Origin of the sequence: Shimia sp., assembly GCF_041624275.1 — a bacterium.
In the GTDB taxonomy this organism is placed as follows: domain Bacteria; phylum Pseudomonadota; class Alphaproteobacteria; order Rhodobacterales; family Rhodobacteraceae; genus Shimia.
This window is the reverse complement of the sequence record NZ_JBFJVE010000104.1, coordinates 1-10,602: the sequence shown is the minus strand read 5'-3', so window position 1 is coordinate 10,602 and position 10,602 is coordinate 1. Positions and strand designations below refer to the sequence as shown.

At 66.3% G+C, this 10,602-nt stretch carries 8 protein-coding genes and 1 other RNA gene; 5 read left to right on the top strand and 4 right to left on the bottom strand.

The genetic code is table 11. The annotated features are described in order from the left end of the window. Window positions 1-188 precede the first annotated feature (188 nt). Together ffs and ABZD10_RS09560 are read right to left on the bottom strand one after the other, a co-directional pair. An RNA gene (ffs, locus tag ABZD10_RS09565) (signal recognition particle sRNA small type) lies at window positions 189-287 on the bottom strand. Between the two features lie 79 nt (window positions 288-366). Further along, window positions 367-2,250, bottom strand: a complete 1,884-nt coding sequence (locus ABZD10_RS09560; RefSeq protein WP_372886089.1) for a 5'-nucleotidase C-terminal domain-containing protein — start codon at window positions 2,248-2,250, stop codon at window positions 367-369. A gap of 190 nt (window positions 2,251-2,440) precedes the next feature. On the opposite strand from ABZD10_RS09560, the gene nudC reads away from it, so the two are divergent. Further along, window positions 2,441-3,424 carry an NAD(+) diphosphatase gene (gene nudC / locus ABZD10_RS09555; RefSeq protein WP_372886088.1) on the top strand — a complete coding sequence of 328 codons (984 nt, stop codon included), beginning with the start codon at window positions 2,441-2,443 and terminating at the stop codon, window positions 3,422-3,424. A gap of 48 nt (window positions 3,425-3,472) precedes the next feature. Then, a complete protein-coding gene (locus tag ABZD10_RS09550; RefSeq protein ID WP_372886086.1) occupies window positions 3,473-3,940 on the top strand; it encodes an SRPBCC family protein in 468 nt (155 codons plus the stop codon). Window positions 3,941-4,054: 114 nt separating this feature from the next. Here ABZD10_RS09550 and ABZD10_RS09545 read toward each other — a convergent pair whose 3' ends face one another. Both ABZD10_RS09545 and ABZD10_RS09540 read right to left on the bottom strand, forming a co-directional pair. After that, entirely contained in the window at window positions 4,055-5,677 is a 1,623-nt protein-coding gene (locus ABZD10_RS09545) for a thiamine pyrophosphate-binding protein (protein WP_372886084.1), read from the bottom strand. Between the two features lie 198 nt (window positions 5,678-5,875). Then, window positions 5,876-6,712, bottom strand: coding sequence for a prephenate dehydratase (locus tag ABZD10_RS09540; protein ID WP_372886083.1), 837 nt, complete (start codon window positions 6,710-6,712; stop codon window positions 5,876-5,878). 118 nt (window positions 6,713-6,830) lie between these two features. Here ABZD10_RS09540 and ABZD10_RS09535 point away from each other — a divergent pair, with 118 nt between their 5' ends. The 3 genes from ABZD10_RS09535 to ABZD10_RS09525 all read left to right on the top strand — a co-directional run. Continuing rightward, window positions 6,831-7,355, top strand: coding sequence for a cytochrome c family protein (locus ABZD10_RS09535; protein WP_372886081.1), 525 nt, complete (start codon window positions 6,831-6,833; stop codon window positions 7,353-7,355). Between the two features lie 249 nt (window positions 7,356-7,604). Further along, window positions 7,605-9,545 (top strand): extracellular solute-binding protein, encoded by a 1,941-nt coding sequence (locus tag ABZD10_RS09530; protein WP_372886079.1) that lies wholly within the window; start codon window positions 7,605-7,607, stop codon window positions 9,543-9,545. A gap of 7 nt (window positions 9,546-9,552) precedes the next feature. After that, window positions 9,553-10,602, top strand: a 1,050-nt coding sequence (locus ABZD10_RS09525) for a microcin C ABC transporter permease YejB (protein ID WP_372886078.1), incomplete at its 3' end; no start/stop codon positions are given.

Below are 10,602 nucleotides of genomic sequence, written 5' to 3'. Positions count from 1 at the left end.
GCGAAGCGGGGCCGGCGGCGCTGGCACGGCTGCGCGCGGTGCGCGCCTGCGCGGTGGAAACCGACGAACAGCGGCGCTGGGGCTTTGCCGGCCACTGTTGATCGGCTGCTGATGAGGGGCCATTGATGACGGGCCATGCGCCGCCTGCCGGGCAGGCCCGGTCTTGTGACCATTCATTGGGGGGCTGAGGGTGAGAGGCTGGACATCGACCCAAGCGGGGCTCGTTGTGGCTGCTTCCTTCCGGACCTGACCAGGTTGGCGAGGCGCTTGCCCGCGCCAACCTCTCGCCTGCCGATATAGTGGGCGCCGCCGCCGGATGCAAGCGCCGGCAAGCGGCAATTTCGCAAGCCAAGGCCGCGCGGGTTTCTAGCGGTCGAGCGACAGGCGCAGCCGCAGGAACCCGTCCGGGGTCAGGCCGAGTTCGGTCAGCTCGGGCATGGCCTGCGGCGTCATGTGGCACCGCAGGTCGGGGCTGGTCTCGAGCACCGCCGAGGCGCCGGGCACCGGCCGGAAGCGCCATGGCGCCGCCGCGTCGCGCAGCAGGTCGCGCCCGTCGCGCAGGGCCGCCGCCAGAAGGTCGCGCAGGCTGACCGCGTCTTCAAGAACGATGCGCCCGGGATCGATATGGGGAAAGTTGCCGCCGCCGCCGGCACGGTAATTGTTGACGGCGAGGATGAAATTCCGGTTGGCCTCGAGCGGGGCGCCCTGCCAGGTCAGGTTGCAGATGCGGCGGCTGTGCGGGGCGATCAGCCGGCCGTCGTCGGCATGGCGCGGCGGTTGCGTCAGGTCGATCTCATAGCTGAGCCCGAACACCGTGTCGCTGTTGTAGCCGGGAAAGGCAGGGTCCAGAAGCGGCTGGTCCTGCCGGCCCGGAGCGATGGTGCGATAGACCGAGGCCGACATCTCCAGCCAGTCGGCGAGTTCGGCGCCGCTGAGGACGAGGGCGCTCACGTCATTGGGAAAGAACTGCAGCGAGGCGATGTGGCTCAGGGCGACCGGGCCGGCCGGGATATGGGTGAAATTGCCGGGGCCGCCGCACCCGCCGCAGCGCTGGGGGGCGGAGGCGCTGAGCAGCGGCAGGTTCTGCCATTCGCTGCCGCGCAGGCGGGCGCGCACATGGTCGCGCTGGACCCGGGCCACCATGCGCACCGAGTGGCAGCCCGGCAGCAGCCCCAGATAGCTGTGCACCGGCCGTGCGAGCCGGCCCAGCGGTTTGCGCAGCTCGGTCAGCACCCAGTCGTGGGCCGGCTTCAGCCGGCGGAGGATTTCCGGGGCTTCGGGCAGCGCGGCGGCGGCGATCAGCCGAGCGTGGTGGCTGCTGACCCGCCAGCCCCCGGCCTCTCGCCGCAGGGTCAGGTCGAGCCGCCCCAGCGAAGCCCCGTGGGGGCCGGGTTGCACCGTCGGCGTGCCGGCCACCGTGCCGGTCTCGGGGACGATCTGCGGATGCGGTGGCTGGTCGGGGCCGGGAAAGCTCAGGTGCGAATGGCCCAGCACCAGCGCATCCAAACCCTCGATCGCGGCGATGGCGCGGCCGGCGTTCTCCATTCCGGGGCGGGTCTCGGCGGCGCTGAGCCCGGCATGGGCCAGCCCGATCACCAGATCGGCGCCATCCGCGCGCAGGGCGCGGACGGCTGCGCGCGCCGCAGCGACCGCATCCCCGGCGGCGATGCGCCCGGCGACGCGCGAATGGTCCCAGTCGAGCACCTGCGGCGGCGCCGTGCCGAACAGCCCGATCCTGAGGTCGACCATCTGCCCGTCGCTGGCGCGCAGGCGCCGGTCGACCAGCACATGCGGCTGCCAGAGCCCGTTCAGCGCCTCGGGGGCGACGCTGGTCGGGCGCAGGTTGGCGCAGAGCAGCGGGAAGCCGGCCCGCGCCAGATGCGCCGCCAGTTGCGGCAGGGGCAGGTTGAACTCGTGATTGCCCAGCGCCACCGCGTCATAGCGCAGGGCGTTCATCGCCTCGATCACCGGATGGTGAAGATCGCTTGGCGGCGAGAGGTCGGCAAAGAGGTCGGCCAGCGGCGTGCCCTGCAGAAAATCGCCGTTGTCGACCAGCAGGCAGGCCGGATCCTGCGCCCGGCAGGCTTCGACATGGCTGGCGATGCGGCTCAGGCTGGGCAGCCCGGCCGCGCGGTCGGCAAAATAGTCATAGGACAGAAGATGCCCGTGCATGTCGCTGGTGGCCAGCACCGTCAGGACAACCTCTGGCGCGTCTTGACGATCGGTTTCGCGGGCGGGTGCTGCGGGCAAGACGGTCTCTCGGAAAGGACTGGGCAAGGGGCGGCGGCGGGGCCGGAGCGGATTGGGAAAAAGGAACATCTGATTCTATGAAATACAAGGAAAAGTTGTGCAGAGGCAGGGCCGGAGCGCGATATGTGTCCCGGTTGCCATTGCCCATCGCCGGCCGGCGTGGCATGGCTTGGGCAAAGTGGGGGGCGCAATGAAACATGCCGAGACAGTGACCTTTGGCGGTTCGGGGCTGGACCGCGCGGCCGCGTTGCGCGGCGACGCCGATGCATTGGCCGAGGCCCGTGCCGCGCCGGGCACCGGATGCATCCTGTTCTGGCGCAGCAAGCCTTTGCTGGCGGCAGGGCGCGACCGGCTGGTGCGCCTGCCGATGGATCACCCGGTTCTGGCCCCGGAGGCGCTGGGCGCCCGAAACGCGCCGGCACCGATCTATCTTGGCCGCGAAGAGGCCGGGCATTGCTTTGCCGCCGATATCTCGGCCTGGCAGCCCGAGGCGCCGGCAGAGCCTGCTCCGGGCGGCTTTTTCGACCCCGGTGAGCAATGCCATCCGCTGTTGCCCGAGGATATGGCCTTTTGCGAGCTGCGCATGGTGATGACCCGGCTTGACGCGCGCGACGCGGAACTGGCCGCCACCGCCAAGTCGGTGCTGTCGTGGCACCGCTCGCACCGGTTCTGTGCCGTCTGTGGCAAGGAAAGCCGGATGGCGATGGCCGGCTGGCAGCGCGACTGCCCGTCCTGCGGCGGCCATCATTTCCCGCGCACCGACCCGGTGGTGATCATGCTGGTCACGCGCGGCAACAGGGTGCTGATGGGGCGCTCGCCGGGCTGGCCCGAGGGGATGTATTCGCTGCTGGCCGGTTTCGTCGAGCCGGGGGAAACGCTGGAGGCGGCGGTGCGCCGCGAGGTGGGCGAAGAGGCCGGCATAGCCATCGGCGCCGTCAGCTATCTGGCCAGCCAGCCCTGGGCCTATCCGTCGTCCCTGATGGTCGGCTGCCGGGCCGAGGCGCTGAGTGACGAGATCACCGTCGATCCGGTCGAGCTGGAAGATGCGATCTGGGTCAGCCGCGAAGAGATGATGCAGGCCTTTGCCGGCGGGCACCCGACGCTGAAACCTGCGCGAAAAGGTGCCATCGCCGAATTCATCCTGCGCAACTGGCTTGCGGACAGGCTGGACTAGGGCATATTCGATGCACAGATTGAAGGGTAAAGCGAGGAGCAGAGCGGCATGAAACTGTCGTCGAAAGAAAACATCGAAGTCCCGATCGAGCAGGTGTTCGACATGCTGACCGATTTCGACCGCCACGAAAGATCGGCGATGCGGCGCGGCGCCGAGGTGCAGCGCACCGACAGCCTGGGCGTGCCGGGTGTCGGCAGTAGCTGGAATATCGGGTTCAGTTTCCGGGGCAAGGATCGCAAGGCCAAGCTCGCGGTTACCGAGTTCGACCGTCCCTACGAGATGACGCTCGAGGCCGAGATGCAGGGTATGGACTCGACCGTCAACCTGCAGCTGGTTGCCCTGTCCAAAACCCTGACCCGCCTTAACGTCACGGTCGAAATGGCGGCGCAGACGCTGTCGGCGCGGCTTATGGTGCAGTCGTTCAAGCTTGCCAAGGGCAGCCTCAGCAAGCGGTTTGACAGCCGTCTTGCGACCCAGGCGCGCGACATGGAAGATCGTTATTCGCGCCCGGCCTGACCGGCCTGGCCGACGTGAGCGGCGTGACCGGGCGCGCGTGACGGCGCTGGCGTGACCGGGCCCTTGCCGGCCACGCCCTGATGCCCCTCAAGACCTCGGATCGGGTCGCGCAGGTCAGATCCGCATACGCGGCACGTCGTGCGGGTCGAGGCGCAATTCGATCAGCACCGGCCCCTTGCGGGCGCCGAGGGCCGCGATCGCGGTTTCGAGTTCGTCGGTCGACCGGACCTCGAAGCCCTGACCGCCCAGCGAACTGGCGATCTCGGCGAAGGAGGGCCAGTGGAACTCGGTCAGGCTGGGGTCCATCTTGCGGTCGAGGAACTGGATATGTTCGGCGCCATAGGCCGAGTCATTGGCGACCACCACGATCAGGTCCAGCCCCAGCCGCACGGCGGTGTTGAACTCGTTGATGCCGCCCATCATGAAGCCGCCATCGCCGCTGAACAGGACCACCGGCCGTTCCGGCGCGGCAATTCCGGCACCGATCGCCTGCTGCAACCCCAGCCCGATGGAGCCGAAATTGGCGGTGACCACGAAGCTCTGCGGGTCGGGGGCCGAAATCCGGCACCAGACCTCGGTCATGAAGCGTCCGCCATCGGTGACCAGCAGCCGGTCCTGCGGCAACACCTGTTCCAGCCGCTCGAGCGCGCGGACGAAATTGACACAGCCCTCGGCGGTCCGGTCCGGGCCGACGGGATGCGCGGTCAGGGTTTCGACATCAAGGTCGCGGGTGAAACCGCTGGGGGCGATCTCGGCCTCGTTCAGCCAATAGAGGATGGTCTCGGCGGTCAGGCCGGCATCGGCGACAAGCGCCGCGTCGGGGTGCAGTCCGGCGCCGATCGCGGTCGGTTCGATATCGATCTGGATGATCCGCTTGCCGCTCATCAGCTTGCCGCGATCGGTGGTGAAATCCTGAAGCCCGCTGCCGAAGCAGACGATGCAGTCGGCCTGCGCGATCAGCTCGTAGGCGGCCGGGGTCGAAAGCGTGCCGAAGAGGTCGATGTTATAGGGGTGGTCGCGAAACAGGCCCTTGGCCTTGAGCGTGGTCGCCAGCGGCGCCTCGAGCCGATCGGCGAGCCGGATCAGCGGATCGCGGGCGGCGACGGCCCCGCCGCCGGCAAGGATCATCGGCCTGCGGGCCGAGGCGATCATGCCGATGGCCTCGTCGAGAATGCCGCCCTCGGCGACCCCGCCGGGCGCGGTGAAGACGCCGAGAACATGGCTTTGGTGGTCGATCTCGCGCCACATGAAATCGGCCGGCATGTTGAGCACGATCGGCCGGCGCTCGACCCGGGCGCGGTAGAAGGCCCGGGCCACGTCCATGCCCACGGTGTCCGGCGCCCGCAGCTGCTCAAAGCCGGCGCCGGTGGTCTTGACCAGCTCGCGCTGGTCGATGCCCTGCAGGTGGCGCGGGTTGGCGACCGGCGTATCCCCGGCCAGCAGCACCATCGGGATATGGCCGCGCGCGCCCTCGGTCAGGGCGGTGATGCAGTTGGTCAGCGCCGGACCATGGGTCACGGTGGCAACGCCGACCCGGCCCGAGACATGGGAATAGGCCAGCGCCATCAGCACCGAGCTGCCCTCGTGGGCTGCCGGTACGAAACGCCCGCCGCTCTCGCGCACGAAACTGTCGACCATGAACAGGTTGGCGTCGCCCATCAGGCCGAACAGGGTCTCGGTGCCGTGGTCGCGCACCGCCTTGGCAATGCTCTGGTAGACATGGATCTTGTCGCTCATCAAATTTCACTCCGCTCTCGGTTTTCCCCGTCCTAGGGGAAAGATCCTGCGTGAAGTGCGCAATTTCGATGAGCTTTGAAGAATTTTTGCGGCATTCACCGCTGAAATCGCGCTTTGATGCGCGACTTGCGCATGGCGTCGGGGCGACTTCAAACCGGGCGGGGGCAGCTCGATTCGCCCCTGCCCGGGGGGGCGGGGTCACAGATGCCTTGGCTCGGCCGCCGGATAGACCCCGAGAACGGTCATCGAGTTGGTGAAATACTCCAGCTCCTCCAGCGCCCGGCGCACCGGCGGGTCTTCGGGGTGGCCCTCGATATCGGCATAAAAGCGGGTGGCGGTGAAAGAGCCGTCGACCATGTAGCTTTCCAGCTTGGTCATGTTGACCCCGTTGGTGGCAAAACCGCCCATCGCCTTGTAAAGCGCCGCCGGGATGTTGCGCACCTCGAAGACGAAGGTGGTCATCATCTCCAGTTCGCCGCGCCGCGTGTAATCGGGTTCGCGGCTCATGATGACAAAGCGCGTGGTGTTGTGGCCGTGATCCTCGATGTCGCGGGCCAGCACCTCGAGACCGTAGATCTCGGCCGCCAGAGAGGCCGCCAGAACCCCTTCGTTGCGGGCCCCGCTTTCGGCCAGTTCGCGCGCCGCGCCGGCGCTGTCGGCGGCCGAGATTCCGGTGATGCCATGCAGCTTGAGATAATTCGCCGATTGCGGCAGCAGCACCAGATGCGCGCGCACGGTGTCGATCTCGTCGATGCTCACGCCGGGCAGCGCCATCAGGCTGATGCGCACCCGCACGAAGGCCTCGTCGACGATATGAAGCCCGCTTTCGGGCAACAGCCGGTGGATGTCGGCGACCCGCCCGTAGGTCGAGTTTTCGATCGGCAGCATCGCCAGATCGGCCTCGCCCGTGCGCACGGCCGCGATCACGTCTTCGAAGGACTGGCAGGGCAGGGCCTCCATGCCGGGCCGCGCCTTGGTGCAGGCCTGGTGGGAATAGGCGCCGGGATCACCCTGAAATGCGATGCGATTGGTCATGGCGTGTCATTTCCGTCGAATACTTAACAAAGGTCGTTTCGTCGCGGTAACTATACCTTGCCTTTGATAAGAGGAAGCGGATAGATACCCCGCAAACGCCACGAGACGGAAACGTAGCATGTTTGACACGATGACAATGACCAAGACCCTGGGCGCGCTGTGCGGGGCACTTTTGATCCTTTTGCTGGGCAAATGGGTTGCCGATTCCCTTTATCACGTGGGTGGCGGCCATGGCGATCAAGCGCAGGCCTATGTGATCGAAGTCGAAGGCGCCGAAGGCGAAGGTGAAGCCGAAGCGGCGGAAGAAGGCCCCTCTTTGGAAGAGCTTCTGGCCGACGCCGATGTCGACAAGGGCGCCAAGGCCTTCTCGAAGTGCAAGGCCTGCCACAAGCTGGAAGATGGTGCCAATGCCACCGGCCCGCACCTGTTCGCCGTCGTCGGACGCAGCGTCGGCTCGGTTGATGGCTATGGATATTCGGGCAAGCTGGTGGCCGTGGCCGAGACCTGGACACCGGAAAACCTTGATGCCTTCCTGACCAACCCCAAGGGCTTTGCGCCGGGCACCAAGATGTCCTTCTCGGGCTTCAAGAAGGCCGCCGACCGCGCCAACCTGATCGCCTATCTGCAGACCATTGGCGGCTGATCCGCGCCGCGGAGCCAAAGGCGAAACCGAAACAGGCCGCTGCCCCGTGCAGCGGCCTTTTTCGTGTCTGGCGGGCAGGGCCGGCATCAGGGGGCGGCACAACCGGGGCGCAACTGTAGCGCAACGGTGGAGCACTGTGGTTTCACATCTTGTTTATGCATTCGCACCTTGAATGTGGTGCCTGAGGCCCTTTAGCTTGTGGGCAACGACAAGGGTCGCCAAAGGCGCGATCCGGCAGGAGAGGCTCTGATGACGGACAACAGCTTGTGGAATGGCGGCCCCATGTTCGACCGGCGAGGGGCGTTGCGGGTGATGGGTGCCAGCGCGCTGGCGCTCGGGGCCGGAAGGCTGGCCTCTGCCGCCGAGACACCCGCCGAAGACGGCATCATCCGCGCGCATGGCTATTCCTATTTCGGCGATCTCACCTATCCGGCCGATTACGCGCATTTCGACTATGTGAACCCGGATGCCCCCAAGGGCGGCGAGATTTCCCTGTGGGCGCCGGGCACCTTCGATTCCCTCAACCCCTACAGCCGCAAGGGGCGCGGCGGGCGTTACAGCTGGATCATGTATGAAAGCCTGCTTGGCGATGCGCCCACCGGCGGTTCGGCCCCGGCCGATGTCTATGGGGAATCCTACGGTCTGCTGGCCGAGCGGCTGGAATACGACATCGGCAAGACATGGGTGATCTTCCACATGCGCCCCGAGGCACGGTTTTCCGACGGCGGGCCGGTGACGGCGCATGACGTGGTGTTCTCGCACAACCTGCTGCTCGAGCAGGGGCTGCCCTCCTATGCGCAGGCGGTGAAGAAACGCGTGCTCAGCGCCGAGGCGCTGGACGATCACAGGGTCCGCTTTACCTTTGCCGACGGCATCTCGCGGCGCAGCCTGATCGATCAGGTCGGCGGGGTGCCGGTCTGGTCTAAGGCCTGGTTCGAGGCCAGCGGCGCGCGGCTTGACGAGCCGCGGCTTGAGACCTCGCCCGGATCGGGCCCCTATATGGTCGACAGCTATGACGTGAACCGGCGCATCGTCTACCGGCGCAACCCCGACTACTGGGGCTGGCATCTGCCGATCAACCGCGGCCGGCACAATTTCGACCGCATCCGGATCGAGTATTTCGCCGATGACTCGGCGGCTTTCGAGGCCTTCAAGGCCGGCGAATACACCTTCCGCGCCGAGGGCAATTCCAAGCAATGGGCGACGGGCTATGATTTCCCCGGCATCGAAAAGGGCTGGGTCAAGAAGGAAGAGCTGCCCGACGGCACGCCGCCGACGCCGACCGGGATCATCTTCAATCTGGGCAAGAAGGTGCTGAAGGACCGCCGGGTGCGCGAGGCGATCTCGCTGGGCTACAATTTCGAATGGACCAACGAGTCGCTGCAATTCGGCCTGTTCAAGCAGCGCCATTCCTTCGTGCAGGGGGCCCCGCACGAGGCGCAGGGCCTGCCCGAAGGCAAGGAGCGCGCGCTTCTGGAAAGCCTTGGCGACCTGGTGCCGGACGAGATCCTGACCCAGCCGGCGGTGATGGCGCATACCTCGAGCCCCAAGCGCGAGGTGGACCGGCGCAACCTGCGCACCGCGTCGCAGCTGCTGGATGAAGCTGGCTGGGCCGTCGGTGATGACGGTCTGCGGCGCAATGCCCGGGGCGAGACCCTGAGGCTGGTCTTTCCCTATCCGTCTTCCTCTTCGGCGACGCTGGGCGCCTTCATCGAGGTCTTTGTGCAGAACCTGCGGCGCATGGGCGTGGACGCGCATCAGGAAAAGGTCGATCCGGCGCAATACACCCTGCGCGAGCGCGAGCGCGACTATGACATGATCTTCGACAGCTATGTCGCCTTTCTCGATACCGGCACCGGGCTGCATCAGCGCTATGGCTCGGCCGAGGCGGCGTTCTCGCTGTTCAACCCCGCCGGGCTGGCCAGCCCGCTGGTGGACAGGATCATCGACATCTCGCTGGAGACCGAGACCAGCGAGGATCGCGACGTGGCGCTGATGGCGCTGGACCGGGTGCTGCGCTGGGAAAGGTTCATGATCCCGGTCTGGTTCAACGACAGCAGCTGGGTGTCCTATTACGACCAGTATGAATACCCCGATCCGCTGCCGCGCTATTCGGTGGGGACGCTGGATTTCTGGTGGTTCAATGCCGAGAAGGCCGCGCGCCTTAAGGCCGAAGGCGCGTTGAGGTAACCCCGGCATGGGCGCCTATATCCTCCGACGGCTGCTGCTGATCATCCCCACGTTGCTGGGGATCATGGTGATCAACTTCACCCTTGTGCAATTCGTGCCCGGTGGCCCGGTCGAACAGGTCATCGCCCAGATCCAGGGCCAGGGCGATGTCTTCGAGGGCTTTGCCGGCGGCGGCCAGGATGCCGGCGGTGTCGAGACCGAGGATTTCGCCGGAGGCGCCGGGGGCAGCAGCAAATATGCCGGCGCCCAGGGGCTGCCGCCCGAGTTCATCGCCCAGCTGGAAAAGGAATTCGGCTTTGACAAGCCGCCGCTCGAACGCTTTTTGACCATGATGGGCAATTACATGCGGCTGGATTTCGGCGAGAGCTATTTCCGCAAGATCAGCGTCACCGATCTGGTGCTGGAAAAGATGCCGGTGTCGATCACGCTGGGCCTGTGGTCGACGCTGATCGCCTATCTGGTGTCGATCCCGCTGGGCATCCGCAAGGCGGTCCGCGACGGCTCGCCCTTTGACACCTGGACCTCGGGGGCGATCATCGTCGCCTATGCCATCCCCGGCTTCCTGTTCGCCATCCTGTTGCTGGTGCTGTTTGCCGGGGGGTCCTATTGGCGGGTGTTTCCGCTGCGCGGCCTGACCTCGGACAATTTCGCCGACCTGACGATGATCGGCAAGGCGCTGGATTACCTGTGGCATATCGCGCTGCCGGTGGTGGCCTCGACCATCGCCGCCTTTGCGACGCTGACGCTGCTGACCAAGAATTCCTTTCTTGACGAGATCAAGAAACACTATGTGATGACCGCCCGCGCCAAGGGGCTGAGCGAGGGGCAGGTCCTGTATGGCCATGTGTTCCGCAATGCGATGCTGATCGTGATCGCCGGTTTCCCGGCGGTGTTCATCGGCGTCTTTTTCGGCGGCTCGCTGATCATCGAGACCATCTTCTCGCTGGACGGGCTGGGCCGGCTTGGCTTCGAGGCTGCGGTGGCCCGCGACTATCCGGTGATCTTTGGCACCCTGTTCATCTTCGGCCTGATCGGGCTTGTGGTCGGCATCCTGTCG

What these genes read in the sequence shown, in the direction of transcription:
- ABZD10_RS09545 (WP_372886084.1), bottom strand. Translation starts at nt 5,677, where the DNA reads ATGAGCGACAAGATCCATGTCTACCAGAGCATTGCCAAGGCGGTGCGC.
- ABZD10_RS09535 (WP_372886081.1), top strand. Translation starts at nt 6,831, where the DNA reads ATGTTTGACACGATGACAATGACCAAGACCCTGGGCGCGCTGTGCGGG.
- nudC (WP_372886088.1), top strand. Translation starts at nt 2,441, where the DNA reads ATGAAACATGCCGAGACAGTGACCTTTGGCGGTTCGGGGCTGGACCGC.
- ABZD10_RS09550 (WP_372886086.1), top strand. Translation starts at nt 3,473, where the DNA reads ATGAAACTGTCGTCGAAAGAAAACATCGAAGTCCCGATCGAGCAGGTG.
- ABZD10_RS09540 (WP_372886083.1), bottom strand. Translation starts at nt 6,712, where the DNA reads ATGACCAATCGCATCGCATTTCAGGGTGATCCCGGCGCCTATTCCCAC.
- ABZD10_RS09530 (WP_372886079.1), top strand. Translation starts at nt 7,605, where the DNA reads ATGACGGACAACAGCTTGTGGAATGGCGGCCCCATGTTCGACCGGCGA.